General features: G+C 54.2%; 19 protein-coding genes and 1 pseudogene. 8 read left to right on the forward strand and 12 right to left on the reverse strand.

Features of this window, described 5'->3' with window-relative positions; translation table 11 throughout:
• Window positions 1-26: 26 nt before the first annotated feature.
• Together JN414_RS03740 and metH are read right to left on the reverse strand one after the other, a co-directional pair.
• On the reverse strand, window positions 27-275 hold the full coding sequence (locus JN414_RS03740; RefSeq protein ID WP_202206733.1) for a hypothetical protein: 249 nt from the start codon (window positions 273-275) through the stop codon (window positions 27-29).
• 20 nt (window positions 276-295) lie between these two features.
• Entirely contained in the window at window positions 296-3,802 is a 3,507-nt protein-coding gene (gene metH / locus JN414_RS03745) for a methionine synthase (protein ID WP_202206734.1), read from the reverse strand.
• Between the two features lie 189 nt (window positions 3,803-3,991).
• Between metH and JN414_RS03750 the strand changes: the two genes are divergently transcribed.
• Together JN414_RS03750 and JN414_RS03755 are read left to right on the forward strand one after the other, a co-directional pair.
• The gene (locus JN414_RS03750) at window positions 3,992-4,897 is read left to right on the forward strand and encodes a DMT family transporter (RefSeq protein WP_202206735.1); all 906 of its coding nucleotides are present in this window, start codon (window positions 3,992-3,994) and stop codon (window positions 4,895-4,897) included.
• The gene (locus JN414_RS03755; protein ID WP_202206736.1) at window positions 4,897-5,241 is read left to right on the forward strand and encodes a hypothetical protein; all 345 of its coding nucleotides are present in this window, start codon (window positions 4,897-4,899) and stop codon (window positions 5,239-5,241) included. The genes JN414_RS03750 and JN414_RS03755 overlap by 1 nt, the downstream gene beginning before the upstream one ends.
• Here the strand turns inward: JN414_RS03755 and JN414_RS03760 are convergent.
• Entirely contained in the window at window positions 5,232-6,158 is a 927-nt protein-coding gene (locus JN414_RS03760) for a LysR family transcriptional regulator (RefSeq protein ID WP_202206737.1), read from the reverse strand. The two genes, JN414_RS03755 and JN414_RS03760, sit on opposite strands and share 10 nt — an antisense overlap.
• 101 nt (window positions 6,159-6,259) lie before the next feature.
• Between JN414_RS03760 and JN414_RS03765 the strand changes: the two genes are divergently transcribed.
• The 3 genes from JN414_RS03765 (at window position 6,260) to JN414_RS03775 (ending at window position 8,429) form a co-directional block, all read left to right on the forward strand.
• Window positions 6,260-7,084: a class III extradiol ring-cleavage dioxygenase gene (locus tag JN414_RS03765; RefSeq protein ID WP_202206738.1), complete on the forward strand. Its 825-nt coding sequence runs from the start codon at window positions 6,260-6,262 to the stop codon at window positions 7,082-7,084.
• Between the two features lie 39 nt (window positions 7,085-7,123).
• On the forward strand, window positions 7,124-7,726 hold the full coding sequence (locus tag JN414_RS03770) for a YceI family protein (RefSeq protein WP_202206739.1): 603 nt from the start codon (window positions 7,124-7,126) through the stop codon (window positions 7,724-7,726).
• Window positions 7,727-7,823: 97 nt separating this feature from the next.
• Entirely contained in the window at window positions 7,824-8,429 is a 606-nt protein-coding gene (locus JN414_RS03775; RefSeq protein ID WP_202206740.1) for a glutathione S-transferase N-terminal domain-containing protein, read from the forward strand.
• Window positions 8,430-8,488: 59 nt separating this feature from the next.
• Here JN414_RS03775 and JN414_RS03780 read toward each other — a convergent pair whose 3' ends face one another.
• The 4 genes from JN414_RS03780 to JN414_RS17135 form a co-directional block, all read right to left on the reverse strand.
• Complete coding sequence (locus tag JN414_RS03780) at window positions 8,489-8,818, reverse strand: hypothetical protein (protein WP_202206741.1); 330 nt, start codon at window positions 8,816-8,818, stop codon at window positions 8,489-8,491.
• A 274-nt stretch (window positions 8,819-9,092) separates the two neighbouring features.
• A complete protein-coding gene (locus tag JN414_RS03785; protein ID WP_046899487.1) occupies window positions 9,093-9,299 on the reverse strand; it encodes a cold-shock protein in 207 nt (68 codons plus the stop codon).
• Window positions 9,300-10,215: 916 nt separating this feature from the next.
• Complete coding sequence (locus tag JN414_RS03790) at window positions 10,216-10,491, reverse strand: hypothetical protein (RefSeq protein WP_202206742.1); 276 nt, start codon at window positions 10,489-10,491, stop codon at window positions 10,216-10,218.
• Window positions 10,492-10,667: 176 nt separating this feature from the next.
• On the reverse strand, window positions 10,668-11,198 hold the full coding sequence (locus tag JN414_RS17135) for an RcnB family protein (RefSeq protein WP_202206743.1): 531 nt from the start codon (window positions 11,196-11,198) through the stop codon (window positions 10,668-10,670).
• A gap of 484 nt (window positions 11,199-11,682) precedes the next feature.
• Here JN414_RS17135 and JN414_RS03800 point away from each other — a divergent pair, with 484 nt between their 5' ends.
• Together JN414_RS03800 and JN414_RS03805 are read left to right on the forward strand one after the other, a co-directional pair.
• A complete protein-coding gene (locus JN414_RS03800; RefSeq protein WP_202206744.1) occupies window positions 11,683-12,297 on the forward strand; it encodes a YitT family protein in 615 nt (204 codons plus the stop codon).
• Between the two features lie 231 nt (window positions 12,298-12,528).
• Entirely contained in the window at window positions 12,529-14,721 is a 2,193-nt protein-coding gene (locus tag JN414_RS03805; protein WP_202206745.1) for a TonB-dependent siderophore receptor, read from the forward strand.
• Window positions 14,722-14,736: 15 nt separating this feature from the next.
• On the opposite strand, the gene JN414_RS03810 is transcribed toward JN414_RS03805, so the two are convergent.
• From JN414_RS03810 to JN414_RS03830, 5 genes and pseudogenes are all read right to left on the reverse strand, one after another.
• Entirely contained in the window at window positions 14,737-15,375 is a 639-nt protein-coding gene (locus JN414_RS03810; RefSeq protein WP_202206746.1) for a TetR family transcriptional regulator, read from the reverse strand.
• A gap of 57 nt (window positions 15,376-15,432) precedes the next feature.
• Window positions 15,433-17,133 (reverse strand): SulP family inorganic anion transporter, encoded by a 1,701-nt coding sequence (locus JN414_RS03815; protein ID WP_202206747.1) that lies wholly within the window; start codon window positions 17,131-17,133, stop codon window positions 15,433-15,435.
• 60 nt (window positions 17,134-17,193) lie between these two features.
• Window positions 17,194-19,092: pseudogene (acs, locus tag JN414_RS03820) on the reverse strand (acetate--CoA ligase).
• A 141-nt stretch (window positions 19,093-19,233) separates the two neighbouring features.
• On the reverse strand, window positions 19,234-19,797 hold the full coding sequence (locus JN414_RS03825; protein ID WP_202206748.1) for a 5' nucleotidase, NT5C type: 564 nt from the start codon (window positions 19,795-19,797) through the stop codon (window positions 19,234-19,236).
• A 135-nt stretch (window positions 19,798-19,932) separates the two neighbouring features.
• The gene (locus tag JN414_RS03830; protein ID WP_202206749.1) at window positions 19,933-20,346 is read right to left on the reverse strand and encodes a hypothetical protein; all 414 of its coding nucleotides are present in this window, start codon (window positions 20,344-20,346) and stop codon (window positions 19,933-19,935) included.
• Between the two features lie 275 nt (window positions 20,347-20,621).
• Here JN414_RS03830 and JN414_RS03835 point away from each other — a divergent pair, with 275 nt between their 5' ends.
• Complete coding sequence (locus JN414_RS03835) at window positions 20,622-21,578, forward strand: ribokinase (protein WP_202206750.1); 957 nt, start codon at window positions 20,622-20,624, stop codon at window positions 21,576-21,578.
• The last annotated feature ends 30 nt before the right edge of the window (window positions 21,579-21,608 follow it).

Raw genomic sequence — 21,608 nt, forward strand, 5'->3', positions numbered from 1 at the left:
CGCGGAAGTGTAGGCTGAACTCAGGGTTAGTTGGTGCTGCGTCTGTCGAGAATGAGCAGAAGAAGATAGGGAAGAAAGAAATACAGGGCCATGACCACCATGAGTGGTTTGAGCAGCCAGCCCATATCTGCATGCAGGACAGAGCGGCTGAACATGTTGGCCAGTCCTAAAAGACAGGCCACGCAGAAGAGGCCAAAAAAGTTGGCGAAGAAGCCACGTTCACCGTTGATGAGTCGAAGCTGGGCAAGAAGCCCGCCGATTTGCTGTGATGCCATGACCGTGGTTCTCCGTTGAGTCAGACAGTGAAGTATTTGGCGCGCGGATTCAGCACCACGAGAGCAGACGTTGACTGCTCAGGATGAAGCTGGAACCCGTCAGACAGGGAAATCCCGACGCGCTCGGCATCCAGAAGGCGCAGGATTGGCTCCTGATCCTCAAGGCGAGGGCAGGCAGGATAGCCGAAGGAATAACGTGACCCACGATAGGACTGGGAGAGCATTTTCTCCATGTCACGATCATCTTCCGCCGCAAAACCAAGCTCTGCACGGATCCGTTTGTGGGTGTATTCAGCCATGGCTTCCGCCATCTCGACTGAAAGGCCATGCAGATAGAGGTAATCCTGATAGCGATTGGCCTCGAACCATTCCCGGGCAAGGTCTGATGCTTTCTGCCCAACGGTGACAACCTGAAGCCCAACAACGTCGCGGTGCTCATCATTGATGTCACGCACGAAGTCCGCGATGCACTCGCCGTCGTCCTTCGGCTGGCGGGGCAGGGTGAAGCGCGCGGCTTCAGTCTTGCCGTCTTCTTCAAACAGGATCAGGTCGTTTCCGTCACCGGCGGCTTTCCAGTATCCATAGATGGCCTGCGGGCGCAGGATTTCCTGCTCCGCACTGAGCGCCAGCATGCGCTTCAGGACGGGGCGAAGTTCCATCTTCGCATACTCCATGAACTCCTCAAGGGAGCGTCCCTGTTTCCGGAAGCCCCACTGGAACTGATAGAGTGAGCGCTCATTCAGGAACGGCAGCACGGCGTTCGGCGCAGCTTCCACAACCCGGGCGCCCCAGAAAGGTGGCGTGAGAGGAGGCAGTTCGCCTGAGATCCGATTGCGACGCTCCCGGGCGGCGGCGGGATCAACTGTGCCGAAGCCACGCGTTTCAGCACTTTCCGGAGCACGCGCATTCTTGCGGCTTGCTTTGCCCGCACGGCGGCTCTGAATTGCTCCCAGATAGCCGTCAAACTCTTTTTGCGCGATCTTGTCCATCAGGGACAATCCATCAAACGCATCTCTGGCGTATGCGACGCGGCCTGGCTCGCCATCTCCGTAAGATAGGGCGCATTCTTCTTCGACGTAGTTTCGAGTCAGAGCCGCGCCACCGAGAATCACGGGAACATCGAAGCCCTGCCGTTTCATCTCCGCGAGGTTCTCGCGCATGATAACGGTGGATTTAACGAGAAGCCCTGACATGCCGATAGCGTCAGCATTATGTTCCTTGGCCGCAGCCATCATGTCAGCCAAGGGCACTTTGATGCCGAGGTTGATCACCTGATAACCATTATTGGTCAGGATAATGTCCACAAGGTTCTTGCCAATGTCGTGGACGTCACCCTTCACTGTAGCAAGAACCATCGTGCCGCGATGCTGGCCTTCTTTGCGCTCCATGTGCGGCTCAAGCCAGGCTACGGCTGTTTTCATCGTTTCGGCAGATTGCAGCACGAACGGAAGCTGCATTTTGCCAGATCCGAAGAGTTCGCCCACGACTTTCATGCCGTCCAGCAGAACGGTGTTGATGATGTCGAGCGGGGCCATATCCTGCATGGCGGCGTCCAGGTCGTCCTCGATGCCTTTACGGTCCCCGTCTACAATCCGGTCCTTGAGGCGTTCCGCTGGTGTTTCAGCGCGGCGCTTCTTGACGGCATCCGCAGCTTTTCGGCCAGCAAAAAGCTCCAGAAGCTTCTGGAGCGGATCATAATCGGCAGTCCGACGGTCAAAGATCAGGTCTTCCGCGACTTTCACTTCTTCCGGTGCAATCAGATGTAGCGGACGGATTTTTGAAACATGTACGATCGCGCCGGTCATGCCTGCTTTGACGGCATGGTCCAGAAATACTGAATTCAGAACTGCACGTGCCGCAGGGTTCAGACCAAAGGAAATGTTCGAAAGACCCAGCACGATCTGGATATCAGGGAACTTATCCCGGATCATCCGAATACCCTCAAGTGTCCAGACGCCGAGCTTACGGTCGTCTTCCATGCCGGTTGCGATGGTGAAGGTCAGAGGATCGATCATCAGGTCGGACTGGGGCAGCCCGTACTGATTGCAGGCGAAATCGACCAGACGTTCTGCAATGCGCAGCTTGTCTTCTGGCGTCTTGGCCATGCCCACTTCGTCAATGGTCAGGGCAATCATCGCGGCGCCGAACTTCTTTGCCAGCTTCATGCGGGCATGCGCCTGCTCTTCACCATCCTCAAAGTTGATTGAGTTGATGATCGGCTTGCCACCATGCCGCTTCAGAGCGGCCTCAATGACTGGCGTTTCGGTTGAATCGATGACCAGAGGCGCATTAACGGATGACGTGAAGCGCGTGACGACTTCGTTCATCTCCGCGACTTCGTCTCGGCCAACGAAGGCGGTGCAGACGTCCAGAGCGTTGGAGCCCTCGGCAGCCTGTTCCCGGCCAACAGCGACGCAGCCATCCCAGTCGCCCGCTTCCTGAAGTTCACGCCATTTCTTGGAGCCGTTGGCGTTGCAGCGCTCGCCGATGGAGAAGTAACTGTTTTCCTGCCTCAGCGGCACCTGAGAGTAGAGGCTGGATACAGACGGCATCCAGATCGTGCTGCGCTTGACCGGAGCAGGACGGTATTTTTCGCCACCCACGCGGCGCAGCATGCCGTCCAGAGCCTGAATATGAGGAGTGGACGTTCCGCAGCATCCGCCAATCAGGTTAAGGCCGTCTTCACGGATGAAACGCTCCATCCACACAGCCATCTCGTCCGGGCTGAGCGGATAGACCGTTTTACCATCTACCAGTTCCGGGAGACCGGCATTGGGCTGCATGGAAATCAGGCCCGGCCAGTTTTCAGACAACCAGCGGACGTGCTCAGCCATTTCCTGCGGGCCGGTCGCACAGTTCAGGCCCAAAGACGGGACGTCCAGCGCGTTGACGGTTGTGGCTGCCGCAGCGATGTCGGGTCCAACAAGGAGGGTGCCGGTGGTTTCAACCGTCACCTGTACGAAAATGGGAGCGTCGGACCCGAGTTCGATCCGTGCGGCTTTGGCCGCGTTGACGGCAGCTTTGATCTGGAGCGTGTCCTGACACGTCTCAATCAGGAACCCATCGACACCGCCGTCAATCAGGCCACGGCACTGTTCAATCAGCCCGGCTTCAAGCGTGTCATAATCGATGTTGCCAAGTGTTGGCAGTTTTGTGCCGGGGCCGATGGAGCCCATGACGTAACGATGGCGGCCGTCGCAGAAGGTCTCCGCGGCCTCTCGGGCCAGCGTGGCAGCAACACGGTTAATTTCGCGGCTGCGGTCCTGAAGGTCGAACTCAGCAAGCGTGACGATCGAGCCACCAAACGTGTTGGTCTCGACCATATCCGCGCCAGCTTCGAAATAGCCGCGATGAATTTCACGAACCAGCTCAGGGCGGGAAAGATTCAGAATTTCCGTGCAGTTTTCCTGGCCCCAGTAGTCTTTTTCTACTTCCAGATCGAGCATCTGCACGCGCGATCCCATACCACCGTCACACAGCAGAACCTGGTCTGACAGGGCATCAAGCAGATGGGGACGTGAGGACATTGAGGCGCTCTTCAGGAATAAAATCAGGACAGGATATTATGCCAGGCAGTCGGGCCCAGCATGGAGGCCTGCCTGTATAACGGTTGAGGGAAGCTGCTGGCAAACCGGATCTGTCCTGTCCTTCTTTTGAGAGGCCTGTCATATGTGGTGCATCTCCCTGAATTGGGAATCCCTTCTCGCGGAACAGCAATGACAAATTCAGTTGGTCGTTTCCTTCCACTCTTTATAGCAGTCGCCATTCTGTCCTGGGCCAGTGCGTATCCGGTTGTGCGTATTGCCCTGCATGACTTCGCACCTATCCCGCTCGCGGCCGTACGATATGCCATCGCCGCCATTGCTGCGGGGGGCTGGTTGCTCTGGAAACGTCCAACTCGCCTGCAGAAAGCGGACATCCCGCAGGTTCTAGGATGCGGTGCGGTGGGCATCACGCTGTACAATATCTTTTTCAACTGCGGCGAAGTGACAGTCTCCGCAGGGGCTGCGAGCCTCCTTATCAGTGCGGCGCCTCTTATGGCCGGACTGATTGCCATGGCGTTTTTGGGAGAGCGCATGTCTCTTCTGGGATGGGCTGGGTCCATTCTGAGTTTTGCGGGTGTTGTCCTGATCGCCCAAGGGCAGTCTGGCGGATTGTCTTTCGGTTCAGGTGCGACATTCGTGTTTGGAGCCGCTGTTTGCGGAGCGCTCTACACGAATCTTCAGAAAGGGCTGATCCGCCGGTACGGTGCTCTCACAACGATCGCTTATATTTTGATCAGTGGTGCTCTGTTCCTGCTGCCATGGTTGCCCGAAGGCTTGGCCAGTTTTGCTCATGCATCATGGGCAGGCCGGGCGTCTGTTTTAGAACTGGGTATTTTCCCCGCTGCAATCGGATATGCTGCCTGGGCTTTTGTGATCGGGCATCTGGGAGCTACGCGGGGGGCAGCCCTGCTATACCTGCTGCCGCCTGTAACGATGGTTCTGGCCTATATTCTGACCCATGAGATTCCGACGTTCCGGACACTCGTTGGCGGTGCCATTGTTATGGCTGGCGTTATTGTCACCAACACATGGGGGCGCCACCCTGTTACGGTGCCGACCGGTCGGTTGAATAACTGATGTCTCAGCTCTTTCTCTCGGTCGTAACGGACCTTTCCGACTGGCCTTTGTCGCGGAGGGCAGAGACTGTTCTTGTTGCGGATATGCTGGGAGAGGGATGGTCAGGCGTGGTCTCTTTGCCGCCGCCTTCGCCATTTCGCAAAAGACACGGAATTGGGTGTTCTTGCTGTTCCCGCGATGGGCTGTCCATGATTCTGGCTCAGATATTCCAGGAGCATGTAACAGGAGCTAGACCCGCAATTCGCGGAGTTGTTGTTCTGGTGAGTACGCAGGAGAGGCAGGACGTTCTGCAAATGCTTGAACAGGATGTGCTGGTGAGAGCCAGATATCGCCTTCAGGATTGATCAACTACCCGTTCCCATGGAGGAACGGGTGCATAACGTGCGGCCAGGAAATCAATCATCACTCGGACTTTGAGTGGTACGTGCGTTGTCGGCACATAAACGGCATGCAGATCTGGCCCTTCCAGCAAGGGGAGATCCAGTGTGATAGGTTTGAGACGGCCTGACTGAAGTTCGTCTGCGACAATGAATGTCGGCTGATAAAGAATGCCCTGACCCGCCAATGCTGCCGTGCGCAAAACGTCTCCATTGTTGGAGCGCAAACTGCTTCTGACAGGAATGGTCCGCTCTCCCTGGCGCCCGAAACTCCAGCGTGTAGTGCCTACCGGATCGCTGAGGGTGTAGCCGAGGCAGGTGTGGTGCTCGAGGTCACTGACTGTAGTCGGAGTGCCGTGTTCGGCCAGATAGGAGGGGGCGGCGCAAAGCGTGAAATTGATATGTGCCAGACGCCGGGCTTTGAGGCTGCTGGGTAGCAGATGACCGATCCTGAGAGTCAGATCCCAGCCTTCGGCAATGGGATCCACGCGCCGATCATCTACGCCCAGTTCGACTGTCACCAACGGGTATTTCTGGCTGAATTCCGGTAGGAGCGGAGCGACATGGCGAATGGCAAAAGACACAGGCGTGTTCATACGGAGCAACCCGCGGGGCTCAACAGCGGCTGCGGTAACCTCCTGTTCCATGTCCTCAAGGCTGCTGAGGAGTTTCTGGCACCGATCGAGATAGAGTTGCCCAGGTTCTGTCAGTGACAGGCGGCGCGTGCTGCGATGAAAGAGGGCCACGCCAAGATGGGCTTCAAGAGCCGATACGTGCTTCGTGACCATCGTCTGTGAAAGGCCCAGAGACCGTGCTGCGGCAGCAAAGCTTCCTTGTCCCACCACCCTAACAAAGGCTTGCATACTGGTAATCCGGTCGAGCACTTCACACTCCTGGTGCCAGATGACTTTCCTGTAGTCAGGATTATCGTTGTCGCAGTTTGATGACAACCTTCGCGGCAGATCGACTGACGACGGAGTTTCTCATGACGGATAATTCAAGGCAGACAGGGCCTGTAGAACGCCAGCCTGCTATTTTTATTCCTCATGGGGGTGGTCCCTGTTTTTTCATGGAATGGCCGGATGTCTGGGATCGAATGGCGGAGCATTTGCGTGGGGTCGCTGCTACGTTGCCTCAGCGTCCCGCTGCTTTGGTCGTCATGTCAGGGCATTGGGAAACTGACCGGGTTACTGTGACAACAGGCACCCATCCCCAATTGATCTATGATTATTACGGCTTTCCCGCCCACACTTATGAGCTCCAGTATCCGGCCCCAGGCTTTCCGAAGCTTGCTGAACATATTCAGAATCTTCTTGCAAAGGCGGGAATTGCGAGTGGTGGAGATGCTTATCGTGGGTTCGACCACGGAGTGTTCATTCCGCTCATGTTGGCGTTCGAAAAGGCCGATATTCCTGTCATTGAGATCTCGTTGCCGCTGAACGCGACGGCTAAGGCCGTGATGGAAATCGGCAGAGTTCTGGCTCCACTCCGGGATAAAAACGTGCTGCTGGTGGGAGCGGGCATGACCTATCACAATCTGCGACGCTTCCTGCGCCAAGATGCAGAAGCTGACGAACAGTCCAGGCATTTTGATGATTGGTTGCACCTGGCTGTGGAGGCGGCGCCTGAACAGCGTGAGTCCTTATTGGCGAGATGGGCGGACGCTCCTTTCGCCCGGGACTGTCATCCGAAAGCCGAACACCTGTTACCATTGATGTTTGTAGCAGGAGCAGCCGGAACGGACCGGGGTGTCCGTGATTATAGTGATACCGTCATGGGGAAGGCGTTGTCCGGCTTCCGCTTCGGTTGAACTTGCTTTTGTTTCAATTCAAAAAAGAAAGATCTTCCCATGAAGAAAATACTCTCTGGTGCTTTTGCAGCTCTTGCTTGCGCTGCGGTATCCACGACTGCCTTTGCCGCTGCGCCGGCCGATGTGAAGAGTGGCTCTTACAAGGTTGAAGCTGGTCATACCCAGGTCAATTTTTCAGTCCTGCACTTTGGTTTTTCCTACTATTCGGGTCAGTTTTCCAACGTGAGTGGTAGCCTGAAGCTGGATGCCAGCCATCCGGAGAACTCAAAGCTTTCTGTGACGATCCCGGTCTCCAGTGTTGCGACATCAAGTACGGTTCTGACTGACGAACTGAAGAATAACGAGTGGTTTGATGCTGCGAAGTATCCGGATGCGACTTTCGTTTCGACGCAGGTTTCACCGGTAGGTGCCGAAGATGCTGTTGTCAGTGGCAATCTGACACTTCATGGCACGACGAAGCCCGTTGTTCTGCATGTGCACTTCGTTGGCGCTGGTGTGAACCCCATGGACAAGGCCTATACGGTTGGCTTCCAGGCTAGCGGAACAATCCATCGCAGTGACTTCGGCGTCAAAAAATATGTTCCCTATGTCGGCGATGACGTTAGCCTGACGATTGCCGGAGCTTTTGAAAAGCAGCCCTGAGATATCCCATAAAGAAGGCGGGATATTTCCCGCCTTTTCTCAGTTGAGGAATGCGCTCATTCTGTTCCCTGCGTCTTCGCGCAATGGAGAAGTGACTATGAAGCTCTATTACAAGCCTGGTGCGTGTTCGCTTGCCGCGCATATTATTCTGAATGAAATCGGTCAGCCGTACACCCTTGAAAAGGTAGATACGACGACGAAGAAGACAGAGACCGGCGCAGATTATCTTGCCATCAATCCGCGGGGAGCCGTTCCGGCAATCGAGATAGAGCCGGGTGTGGTCTTGACCCAGAATTCAGCAGTTCTTCAGTATATCGGCGACCATTCGGATATTCCGGCTTTTCAGCCAGCTTATGGCTCTCTGGAACGAGCCAGGCTGCAGGAAGCTCTCGGGTTCTGTGGTGATCTGCACAGCGCATTCGGCGGCTTGTTTGCCCCGAACCTGACGGAGGACGCCGAGAAGTCTACTCATGAGCAGATCCATCGGCGGATGACGCAGTTCGAAGATATGCTGTCCGACGATAAAGCATACTGGCTGGGTGACGACTTTACGCAGGCAGACGCTTATGCGGCTGTTATCATGACATGGGCTGTTTTCAAGAAACTGGATATTTCTCATCATCGCAAAGCGTGGGCATTGCGAGAGAAGATTATGTCTCGCCCCTCCGCTAAGCGGGCGTTGCAGGAAGAAGGCTTGGCCTGATCCTGCATCATGCAGAGGGGGCGATGCATAGCCCTCTCTGTTGATTGTAAAACTCAATGTCAGCGAATGCTGTCGATATGATAGCCATTCGACATTCTATATGTGACGAGAAAATGTTTTCTTGTCTTGTGTGTTTGATACCAGTCATCTGTGAAATAATTACTGATCATTGTTCCGTGCAGGTCGTACGTTATTTTGTAGGATGTTGATGCACCTAAACCAGCATTGATTTTTTCGATCGCTATAATTTTAGCGATGGTGACGTGCGTGATGGAGTCATCCCCGGATACTTTTTGCCATCCGAGCCATCCAAATATTGCCAAGGTCATGACAAGACAGATGGCAAAGAATAAACCCATCCATTCTTTTTTTTGAGCGGATAGAGCCATAGAGAGCCTTCTTCAGGTGAGTAGAGATGCGCGATAGTTAAAGTATATTTGCACATATCTGCTTACACTTCTGATGACACGTAAAATATTTTTTCTGGATTTGTTTTAATGAGCTGCAAGCTGAAACAGTCGATCTGTAGCGGGCAGGTGATGCATCACTGATGCAGCAGAAAACGTGCTTTTAGGGGGGATGAATTTATGCCTTACCGTTCGGGCATAAAAAAAGCCGCTCCGAAGAGCGGCTTCTCGCACAGACGAGCTGCTGATTAAAGCTTCAAAGAGCCTTAATGCTTACTGCAGACGTCTTGCCGTTACGGCCAGCTTCGAGCTCGTAAGAGACCTGCTGACCTTCGTTGAGGGTGTGGATGCCGGCACGCTCAAGTTCAGAGATATGAACGAACGCGTCCTGACCACCATTGTCCGGCTGAATGAAGCCGAAGCCTTTGGTGGAGTTAAACCATTTTACGGTGCCTGTTGCCATAACGAGGCTCCTTTTTTAACAATAGCGGTCGTGCACAAAACACACACGAAATCATAACTTTTACGGAGAAAGAATGGCGCAACATGCGCCGGTTACCCCAGTAAAAGCACCCGCTAAAAAGACAATGAGGGTATTGTGTTTGAGATGCAAGGGAAAATATCGGGAAAGAGTAAAATAAAATGTTACCCGGAAGGGAAATTACTACCCAAAGGGTAAGTTTATTTGTTGCGATTATAAAAGATAATGCACGCTATTTGTATGAATTTTATGCATAAAAAATTTTATTATGTTTGTTTTGTCTCGAATGGTCTGAAAAAAACTGTATGCGCGTAAGAGCGCGGTTTAGTCGATACTCACTCTCCGAACACCGCCCGGAACCTTCGTTTTTGCGTCGCGGTGGACGAAGGGGGCGGAAGCCGTGTTGTAGTCAGGGTTCTCTGCCATCGCCTGAAGCGTGGTATCATCTCTGAGATCAAGAGGTCTTGGGTGACCGTTATTGCTCTTCTGTGCGGAAACCGCGCACACCTGCATTGCATGACTGAAAGGAAGAGGATTGCCCTGCGTGCCGGTCAACATCTGCTCTCGCACACAGTGACTGTCTGTATGACCTGTTAGCCAAGGAGCTGATGAGCAGGCCGAGAGGGAAATAAGGGCAAAAAGAGAGAGATGGCGCATGAGCGAAAGTGTACTACGGGACAATCTGGGTCGCAAAGAAAACTGACGTTTGAAGATATCTTTCTTAATAGCGTCGTTTCAAAGACCGGAAATGTATGCAGTGCATGGGAGGGAAGGGTTCAGCACTTCTTAATCGTTCGTCTCCAGCGAGACTGACAGGTTTCTTTTGAGAAGATTTGAACCTTTGACGCGATAGGGAATTTAATATTCACCCTGTAGGAGGCGAACATGTCGATCCTGATCAGTACCCCAATTTCTCAATATGCGTTCCAAATGGACTATCCGGGCACGAAAGATCCATTTCCGGATGGTGATCCGATGGTTGATGACCCATCTGAGGAAGAGGAAACTCCCGAGCCTGATGAATGGCCCGACGTTGAGTTGCCAGAAGAGCCAGGGCCGTCGCCATATCCGCCGTTTGGAAGGAAGACGATTGGTGCAGGTGCAGTGGATCTACCCAATCCGCGACCACCATATCCACCAGCGCCGCCTTCACCTCTGCCAACAGATCCGCCACCGCGGGAAGAGCCTCCTCAACCTTTGAACTGAGCAGTGCTCCTCAAGTGTTCTTTTGTATGGTTGGATATAGGTTTATTGAATCTCAGGTTGCCGAGGAGCAGAGCGCGATCATCAGTGGATGCCACCTAATAAGAACCTAAGAGGCGCGCCATCTCCGACGCGCCTCGGGCTAAATCAGTATCTAGGTCCAGGGTATGGAGCAGGTGCGACCTGAGCTGGACCATATGTTGGGTAAGGTGTGGGGGCTACGACCGCCGGACCGTTCACGTTGCCCATAATGACGTTGGAAATGACCCCTGTTGTGATTGCAGCGAGGAGAAAGCTGCCACCGTAGTCAATCCAGCGATATCCTGGAGGAGGGGCATAGAGGCCTGGATATCTGCGCCAACTGTCAACAAATACTCCCCCTCCATTATAACGGTCTCCCGAGCGCCACATACCACGATGCGGACCGGCACCACGGAAACCGTCGCCACCGGGGCCTCTATGACCATTTCCGCCAGGCCCACGTCCTCCGCCACCTGGGCCTCCACGGTCGTGATATCCACCGCCGCCGGGGCCGCCGCGGTCACGACCACCCGGGCCACCTCCGTCGCGATGCCCTCCATCGCCACCCGGGCCTCTCTGAGCGTTCGCTACGGCCGGAGCAATGGCAAGTGCCAGCCCCATAAGCAGAGCTACAGATCGTTTAGTCTTGGTGGACATAGAAAACTCCATTCGTAATGCATCATCAAAGGTCTTCTGATGTGGCGAAAATTGGTCCCAATTGTAACAGAGAGACAAAACTGTGGAATTTGGTGTCAGACTTGCCGGGAAATATGTCTTAGCAATGTTTTGATATTGCTTATTCGGTAAGACCGCGGCGCTTCCTTCGCGAACTCCCTGCCATAGAGGAACGTCCATCGGACGCTCTATCCACTTTGTTTCTCGAGGAGGCTGCAATTTTAGCGTCCGAGAGAAGGCCCAATTCGAGACTCGCGGATCACATAAGAGCATTTCCAAACAAGCAATAAATGCCCGTTGGTCGCAGCTTCAGGCAAAAAACGGGAAGTCCGTTTGAAACAATATTTTCTGAAGATGAAAGGGGCTGTGCAGGGCAGAGGGACTGAACTATCTGGGCCTGATTTTCATGGGCCTGATGCAATGCGTCTCAAGGGGCGTGACCATTGAACGACTGGATTTTCTGGATATGACTTCGCCTTATGGTCCTGGGTTGCGTCACTCTCACGCAGAAGACGTCTATGCTTTTTTGATAGGCTGCTCTCTGATTGTTATGGGGCTGATGTGTCTGCACAAGGCTGGGCTTGTGACCGGCGGGGTGGCGGGTATCGCTTTGTTGCTGTCATACATCGTGCCCATGACGCCCGGAAATCTGTTTACGGTCATTAACATACCGTTTCTTCTGTTCGCCGTTCGCGCCATGGGGCCACGTTTCGCACTTAAAACGACAATTGCCAGTTTCGGCATCACCTTGCTCGCGAGCGTTATCCCAAGTGTCATGGAGCTTTCCTATGTCCAGCCTCTGTTCGCCGCCATATTTGGTGGGACAGTGATTGGGATGGGTATTCTCTCGTTGGCTCGTCATCAGGCGGGTGTAGGCGGGACAGGCGTTATCACGCTCTGGCTTCAGAAAAGCCGTGGCCTTAACGCCGGCCGCGTTCAGATCATGATTGATGCAGCCATTCTGACGCTGTCTGCTTTCTTTTTGCCGTGGGAAAAGGCTGTGCTGTCAGCCGTAAGCGCTTTTGCCATGAGTAGTGTGCTCATGGTGTTTCATCGGCCTGGACGATACATCGGTCACTAGAAGAAAGGCGCGCTTTCGGCTTTCAAAGGCTTGTCGAGGCAAAACTCATCCGACGATCTCAAGACTGAAAATGGGGCTTTGTGCTCCCGCGCGCAGCCAACTGTGTTTCTGAAGAGACAGTGCCCCTCAAAAAATTGCCCTAGGCTGTAGATCGCGTAAACTCAAATTGTGGCACTGAGTGCCAAAATGTAGAAGGTGCGAAGAATTTAGAACAACGAACAGGATTCAGGCATGAAACTCTCGCGGCTGGCTTTGTACCTTCTGGCTGGATCTGTCATGGGCAATGTTCCCTCTTATGCGGCAGAAACCAAAGAAAAAGCTACTCTGGGAGCGGCCGCGAAGAAGTCTGTACGCGCGTCTGAACCTGAGAATATCACTGTTCATCGTCGTAACGGAAGTGGCACGGCAGCAGAGTATCGCACGAAGGAAGCCTCTCTTGGCCCCCTTGGCACGCGATCCATTCTGGATACGCCGATGTCTGTCACGGTGGTGCCCCATGATGTTCTGGTCAACCAACAGACCAGAAACATCAATGATCTGATTGCATTCGTGCCATCTGCCCAGCTTGAAATGCGCGGTGATCCGAATACCAGTCGGCCGCAGTCCCGTGGGTTTGAGGGCGACGTTATCGCTAACACGCGCATGGATGGCCTCAACATGGTCATCACCACACCTTATGCTGCGGAGCAGTTTGATAGTGTTCAGGTTCTGAATGGTCTGGCTGGTGCGGTGTATGGTCCGCAAAATCCAGCGGGCACATTTGACTTTACCTTGAAGCGTCCGACAGACCGGCAGACAGAGCGTTTTGTTGTGGGTGTTGATTCCATTGGAGCACCCATGGAAAGCCTCGATGTCTCAGGTCGGGTTGGCCACAACAAGTGGTTCGGCTACCGCCTGAACCTGTTGAACCAGAACGGAGAGGGGTACGTCGCAGACTCCCACCTGCGGCGTAACCTGGTGAGCGGTGATTTCGACATTCATCTTTCACCGAAGACAGTCATTCAGATTGATGCCAGCCAGTACACATATGCCCAGCGCGGCTATCCGGGTGGCTTTTCGTATGCAACGACTATTCAGCTACCGGATGCTCCAGATCTTAGCCAGAAGGGATATGGTCAGAAGCAAGCCGGTTACAATATGGAAACCGATACTGCCCTGATGAAGATCATTCATCACTTCAATGATGACTGGAGCCTGAAGCTGGGTGGGATGTGGCAGAATGCTGCCAGAAATGTTTTCAGTACGGGTAACCAGCTGCTGAACTCTGCGGGACTTTACCGTCAGACAATCTCAGCTGCGACGACGGCGAATGATTTCGTGGCAGGCAGCAATACGGCTTATTTGAATGGGTCGTTCCATACGGGCTCACTGAAGCACCAGATTGAGATTGGAACCAACGGTTACGTCATGGGGAACTATAACCCGACGTCATCGACCGGCACTTTGACCCTGGGACAGGCGACAATCGGCAACCCACAGAGATTTCCGAGTGCACAGCCTTATTATTCCGGACGTTATAAATCTGCCGATACCATGACGCAGTCCTTGTTGGCCGGGGATACGATTTCTCTGGGCAAGCACTGGTCCATCATGGGAACGCTGGCCTGGAGTTGGCTGAGCACCAACAACTATGCAACGAGTGGCACGAAAACGTCGTCCTACAGCCGTGCTGCTGCCTTTAGCCCGATGACAAGTCTGCTTTATAAGCCGGCAGCCAATCAGACGGCTTATTTCACCTGGGGGCGGTCCTTGCAGGCTGGTACTTCGGCGCCGGCCGGTGCTGTGAATGAAAGCGAAGTGACAGCTCCTCTGCGTTCAGAAGAGTATGAGGTTGGTTACAAGATTTTGGTGGCCAAGAGACTGCAGCTGAATATTGCTGGCTTTAGAATGTCTCGCCCATTCGCCTATACAGACCCTGTTACGTATGTTTATTCCAATTACGGTGTGCAGCGGAATTATGGCGTTGAATTCCAGGCCTCCGGAAATCTGACGCAGGATCTGAGTATTCTGGGCGGTATGACCTGGCTGGATGCTCAGTTGCTGAACACGGGTGTGGCCAAGACGTCCTACAAGCAGGTTGTTGGCGTGCCGCCTTTGATGGCGAACATGTTGATTGATTATCGACTGCCCTTTCTTAAAGGCGGTGCTGTCAATGCGAACGTGCATTACATGGGGCGCCGGGCAGCCAATGTCTATAACACCACGTTTGCTCCGTCTTATGTGACGCTGGATCTGGGCGCGCGCTATGCAACGCACGTTTATCACCAGCCTCTCGTGTTCCGCTTTGGCGTCGATAACGTCACGAACCAGAGCTACTGGGCTTCTGTTTACCCGTCGAGCATCAACGGTGGTGGAAGCGCTACAAACTCTGCGGTTGCTGGCCTGCCACGGACGTATCACTTCACGATTGAACTGGATCTCTGAGGCAATAAAGCCCTTTCAGCCGAGGCTGAGAGGGCTGTCTTCCATCCAGAGAAGAGGATGGAACGTGAAGGCACGGCGCAGGATATGTTCCAGATCTGTGCGGCCTTCGGTCTTCATCCATTCGTCTACAGCTGTGCGATAAGTTGCAATCGCGGTCCGCGCAATCAGTCGTGCAGCCAGTGATGGCATATCTGTTGGGGGGAGGCGGTCCATGAGGGCTTTAGCAAGCGCCTCTTCCCATTCCTCATATTTTTGCAGACTGACACTCCGAAGTGCAGGTTCGTGTTCAAGGAGTTGTACGAGCGCGTAGGCGTATTCCCGGTTGGCGGTGATCCGTCGAACAACCGGAAGAAGGGCCAGAAGGACCATGTCCTGCAACGAAGCATCCGGACTGGCAGACGCAATCGCATCATTAAATGCCTGAGTCATGTCGCTGGTCCAGGCGAGGATGATGTCCCCCTTGCCTGAAAAGTATCGGAACAGTGTTCTGCGGGAGACACTGGCAGCTTCGGCGATTTGCTCGACAGACGTTTCTTCATATCCCTGAGTAGAAAACAGCCGCAGTGCCTCCCACGCTAGGGCCGTCGCGGTGCGATCCTTTTTGCTTTGCCGCCTGCCGAGATCTTTTTTCTTGTCCTGTTCGCCATCCATCATGGTCCGACGGTCTTCCAGTAAGCGGGGAATATCATCTTGGTGTCGTCCAGAAGGTCATCATGATGGCGTGTGTGTGGGAGCGAGGCTGCCCGGGGTATGGTTTGTCGCGTCTGTATAACGCCTGGCGGCGGCAAGGGCAGTGTGAAGTTCTTCAAAAATATTTTCTGGACCGATTGCAGCTGTCAAATGATGCCGGTTCATATCTGCCCTGAGATCCTGGCTTACGCGCCCAAAAATCATCGTCACCTGCCTCTGTTTGAGTGTTGCGAGTAACAGGCGCAGGTCGTTGGCTGCCGAATAATCAATATCCGTGATCGGGCTGCATTCAATGAGAATGCAGCGAACGGGGTGCGGGGCATCGCTAAGCAACGTCAGGATGTCTCGGTTGAAGCGAGTAGAGTTGGCGTAGAACAGGTCCGCACAAAAGCGGAAGATAATGAGTCCAGGCTCACTCTCCAGGCCCCCGCGGGCTGGAACGGCTTCTAGTGTGCCCAGAGGAGTAAAGGGCTGGAGAACGGCCGTGTGAGGATCGTAACTATGGCGCACATGACGAAACAGCGACAGGGCGATGGCGGTCAGAACGCCCTGTTCTACTCCGGCGCCAACAACGACTGCCGCCGTCACAAGTGCAAGCCAGAACTCTCCCGGGCTTTCCTGACGGATTGAGAGCAGTGCGCGGATTTCGATCATTCCCAGCGCGACAGTGAAGACAATCGCGGCGAGTGCGCATTGTGGAAGGTATTGCAAAGGTGTGGTGAGGAAGAGGAGCACGATCAGTGTGGAAAGAGAAAAGACAACTTGTGCCACCTGACTCCGGGCACCTGCGCGTACCGCCATAGCTGTCTGGGTTGGGCTGCCGTTAACCGTGAAGGTACCACTGACTGCTGCAATTATGTTGGCAGCTGCCAATCCCGTCAGATCCCTGTTCTCATTCAGTTCTTCGTCGAACTGTGTTGCGTACACGCGGGATGTCGCAGCGCTTTGGGTGATGATGACGAAGACGCATGAGGCTGCCACTGGAAAAAGCGCAAGCAGTTCATTCCAGCTGATAATGGGTATTTGGAAGGTCGGCAGTCCGCTTTGGATAGGGCCAAGCGTCGAGAGATTCCGCGTCAGGAATGGGACTGTTCTGTCTGCTAGAATAGCGCCAATGACAGCCAGTAATGCGGCAGGGCATCGTGGGAAAAACCGGTTTAGAAGGAGCAAGCCGCCCACGGTGGCACCGGCGGTCAGGGTGGATGTCAGGTTGAGATGAGCGGCCTGAGTGAGAGTTTCGAGCACCTGCATCGCGGGGTTATGCGATGTCGTCTGGATGCCGAGCATGTCGTGAAACATGGAAATGGCGATCTGGACGCCGACCCCTGTCATGAAGCCAACAAGGACTGTTCGAGAAAGAAAGTCTGCCAAAAAACCGAGGCGAAATAATCTGGCGGCCAGAAGCAGCATTCCGGCAAGGAGCGCGGTAGCGCTGACCAACGCCATGTAGTGTGCGCTTCCTGGTGCAGCCATGGCTGTAACAGCGCCAGAGAGAATGGCCGCAGTGGCGGAATCTGCCGCGACAAGAAGATGTCTGGAAGAGCCGAAGGCGGCAAAGCCCACCAGAGGCAGAAGAACTGTATAAAGCCCGGTGACGGATGGCATGGCCGCAATGCGGGCATAACCAAGGACCTGCGGGATGTTTGTAAAAGCGAGCGAAAGCCCTGCCAGAACATCGGTTCGCCATGATGGGGGAAGCTTTCGGCGCCAGGGAAGCTTCATCACATTAACCTCGCAGGACAACGACCAGCTTTTGTTGGAAAAGCTGGTCGTGCCGGTTGGTTAGCCCTGAACAATAGCGATCAGAACTTCCACAATTTCTGGATCAGCCAAGGTGGAGAGGTCCCCAAGGCCATCAGTCTCGCCGCAGGCAATTTTGCGCATCAGGCGTCTGACATTTTTGCCAGATCGCGTTTTTGGAAGATCAGGGACGATATATACTTTTTCTGGCACCGCATAACGCCCGACTTTTGCAGCTATGGCGCGAACGGCAAGCATTTCCAAATCCGGATGGGACGGATCACGGGCCACAGCATACACGACAATGCCCTGACCTTTCAGGTCATGCGGAATACCAATCGCGGCACTTTCAACAATCGCATGTTCTGCAGCCAGTGCATCTTCAATCTCGGCAGAGCCGATGCGATGCCCAGAAACATTGATGACGTCATCAACCCGGCCCGTGATCCAGTAATAGCCGTCTTCGTCGCGTCGTGCGCCATCGCCCGTAAAGTAATGGCCGGGGTAGGGGCGAAGATACGTTGTTTCAAAGAGCGCGTCGTCATTCCAGATCGTCAGTGCGCGACCTGGCCATGATCCATCAATGCAGAGCACACCTTCTGTTGCGCCCTCCAGCGGATGTCCCTTGTCGTCAACCAGGATGGGATTTACGCCCGGAAGTGGGAGTGTTGCAGACGCTGGCTTTTCTTTGACAGCGCCTGGAACGGGCGAAATCAGGATGCCACCGCTTTCAGTCTGCCACCAGGTATCTACGAAGGCACAACGCCCACCACCGATGACATCATCGAACCAGGACCATGCCTCCTGACTGATCGGCTCACCGACAGTTCCCAGAACGCGCAAAGAGGTCAGGTCGTATTCGCGGGGAACATCGTTTCCTTCGCGCATCAGGGCACGAATGGCGGTGGGAGAGGTATAGAATGTGGTGACCTTATGGGCCTGAATAACATCCCACCAGCGACCGGGCTTCGGATGAGACGGCATGCCCTCGAACAGGAGAACGGTGCCGCCGTTCGAGAGCGGGCCATAAACTACGTAGGTATGACCGGTAATCCAGCCGATATCGGCCGTGCACCAGAACACATCGCCAGCCTGATGGTCAAAGACAAGTTCGTGTGTGTAGGAGGCCCAGGTCAGGTATCCGCCTGTTGCGTGGACAATGCCTTTTGGCTTGCCTGTGCTCCCAGACGTGTAAAGTAGAAACAGTGGGTCCGTAGAGGCCATCGTTTCAATTGGGCATTACGCCGAAGCCACTGCCAGCAGTGGATTGAGCATGTCATCACGGCCCGCCTGCATGGGGACGGGTTCATCTGTGACACTGACGACCAGAACGTGTTTCACAGACAAGCTGTCCGGGCGCAGGCTCAGCGCAGAATCCATCGTCGTCTTGAAAGGGATGCGTTTCGCGCCACGCCGCCCGACATTGGCCGTGATGACCAAACTGGCGCCACTGTCGGCCAGTCGGTCTGCAATAGCTTCCGGCGAGAAGCCTCCGAACAGCACGACATGGATAGCGCCCAGCCGTGCGCAGGCTAGCATGCTCACGACGCCTTCGATTACCGTTGGTAAGTGAACGGCAACGCGGTCACCCCGACGAATACCATGATCTCGCAGAACATTTGCCAGACGGCATACGCGCTCATGCAGATCACGATATGTGAGGCGGATGATGTGCTCTGCTTCTTCTGCCTGCCAGATCAGCGCGGTCTGATCTCCACGTGTTTCCAGATGGCGGTCCAGGCAATTGAAGCTGGCGTTCAGCGTTCCATCTGAAAACCATCCCGTCCCGGTGTCCTGCGCGCTGGATGGAGCTTTAATCCAGTCCAGCCTTTTTCCCTGATCCTGCCAGTATGCTTCTGGATTTGCTCGGGCGGCATCCGTTTGTGCACGATAATCTTCAGGGGAGAGGCGAAACGCACCAGCGCGATAAGGGGTGGACATAAACGGAATGTGCTCACTGACCAGAAGCTGAAAAAAATAGGGTGAAAACCTGTATCTTAAACAGAACCACAAATCCAAAAGCAAAAAAGCCTGTTAGCTTACAATGCTGTAATTTCTGGCCGTGAGGCTGGGAGCGAGCGTTTATGGAGCGTCTGTTTCGGGATGCATTTGCATCAGATAAGAAACGGCATCTTTCCAGTTGGCGACCCGCGGCGACCATTCCACATTCAGATTATGGGGAGCGGAAAACAGAATGCCCTGTCCTCTGAAATTCTGAAAATGCCGCACATTATCGTCGATGAGAAAATCGGCAGCAAGAATGCTTTTGTGCCCACAGAAGACGATGTTCAGAGTGGGAATGAAGGGAAAGTTTTTCTGTAGCCACTGGAATTTGGGCGCGCAGGAGGCTGGATATTCCATTGCAGCGGTCGTGATAAAAATGTCGAAATGCTGGCTCAGAAATTCCAGTGCATTCTGTGCGCCGGGCATAACGTCAAGGTCACCGAAGAATTGTCCGTCATGCAGCAGTGCCTGCATTCCCGCAGCATGTTCCGGAGTAGCCAAGTCGCCTAAATGGCGTCCTCTCAGTTCGTTTTCTGTCCACTGATAGCCGTGGACATCCTTGTACCAAAGACGTTGAGCAGTAAGTGCGTCTGCAATGACTTCATCCATATCGACAGCGAGACGGGGGCGAAGGTTTTTCACGATACAGGGACTCCTGAACAGAGTACGGAGAGCGAAGTCTCTTCTGTCCAGGAGGGGAGGGCAAGCCACAGGGCGCAACCGATTACAAAAAATGAAGGAGGCTGCGCTATGCTCTGTAATAAGGTTGAGTAAGGATCAGCTGATGCGCCGACCTTCGTTCAGGCCGTAAAATACAAAGTGCATCAGAAGGTCATCTTCGTATTCCAACAGATCCGGATTGGCAGCGCGATACTTTTCAGGGTCAAAAAAGCGGTTGGGCTTTCTACCTTCCCGATAACCCGCTTCCCGGTAATGCGTTGCCGGGTCAAGGCCTGAAGCTGCCACATCCGGGTACTCACGCATGTACCATGTCTTATCAAAGGCACAGACCATGTCAGGGAGGAACGGCCCACTCGTGGGAACCTCTGCGGAAGCGACAGGCTCTACATCAACATATGAAGCTTCGATAACGGTTTCTGGAGTGGGCAGCGCCGCTTTTTTGCTTCGAGACGCCGCTGCGGCTTTTTTCGTGGCTGTGCGAGAGGAGGTCTGTCGATTGGCAGAGGACATAATTAGACTTACCCTGTCAGTTGAAACGTTTCTGGCGCGGCTGTGGAAACCTTGAAAAAAAAGCTGCTACGTCTCCATCGGCTCAGGAAATCCTAGCTTAGTAATGAAACTATTAATATGGGAAATTCATCTCCCTTTAGGAAAAAAATAACCATAGGCGATACGATCCATATGTCGGTTATCGCTTGGCTGGAGAGGCAAATTCTTTACGGCTACTGACGGCGTTGCAAGCCTAATGCTAAGAAATTTTTCCCAATTTTACCGAGATCAAACCTATGCCAACGACGAAATCCCTGATCCTGTCATTTGGAAGCATCAATATTGATGTAACCGCTCGGGCTACCCGTTTACCTCGACCTGGGGAGACTGTGCATGGCGAAAGCTACGCTGTCATGCTTGGCGGTAAAGGCAGTAATCAGGCTGCGGCAGCAGGGCGCTTGGCCGCTGGCTCTGAGGTGCGGGTCGCTCTGGCGGGACGCATAGGGCAGGACGGTTTTGGTGCACAGGCGCGTCAGGAACTGGAGCGTTTTGGAGTGGATCTTTCTCCCCTGCGAGAAGATGTTTCTCACGCCACCGGAATTGCGTTGATCGGGATTGATGGGAGCGGAGAGAACTGCATCACTGTGGTTGGTGGCGCGAACATGGCGGTAGATGAAACCGACGTTGAAGCGGCATCGGAATGGCTCGAGCGGGCAGCCGTAGTTCTCTTGCAACTTGAAGTACCTCAGAAGGCGGTTTTAGCTGCAGCGTGTAAGGCGCGGGCTAAGGGAGCACTGGTTGTGCTGGACCCGGCACCAGCGCCGGAGCACGGTCTTCTGGAAGCACTCTGGCATGAAATCGATGTTATTACGCCAAACGAAAGTGAAACCTTCCAATTGACAGGTATTCGTCCTGAAACGGTAGAAGACGCGGCAAAGGCAGCGAACTTACTTTTGGCAAAAGGTGTAAAAGCCGTCCTCGTCAAAATGGGAAGCCGTGGCGTGTTTTGGCATGATGGAACACGTAGCGGCCATAGTGCGCCATTTCGCATCCAGCCTGTTGATACTGTGGCAGCCGGAGACTGTTTCAACGCCGGGCTGGCGTTCGCTTTAGCGCAGGGGAAGCCTCTTTCCGAGGCTGTCCGCGTTGCGTCTGCCTGTGGGGCGCTGGCAACGACGCGTCATGGTGCTGCTGACGCTGCACCCGAATGGGAGGCGGTGGCTGCGTTGATGAATGCACAGCCAGAGGCATGAACTGAAACAGGAAGGTCTGTTTCAGGCCTT

This window comes from Gluconobacter sp. Gdi (assembly GCF_014132155.1).
Lineage (GTDB): Bacteria > Pseudomonadota > Alphaproteobacteria > Acetobacterales > Acetobacteraceae > Gluconobacter.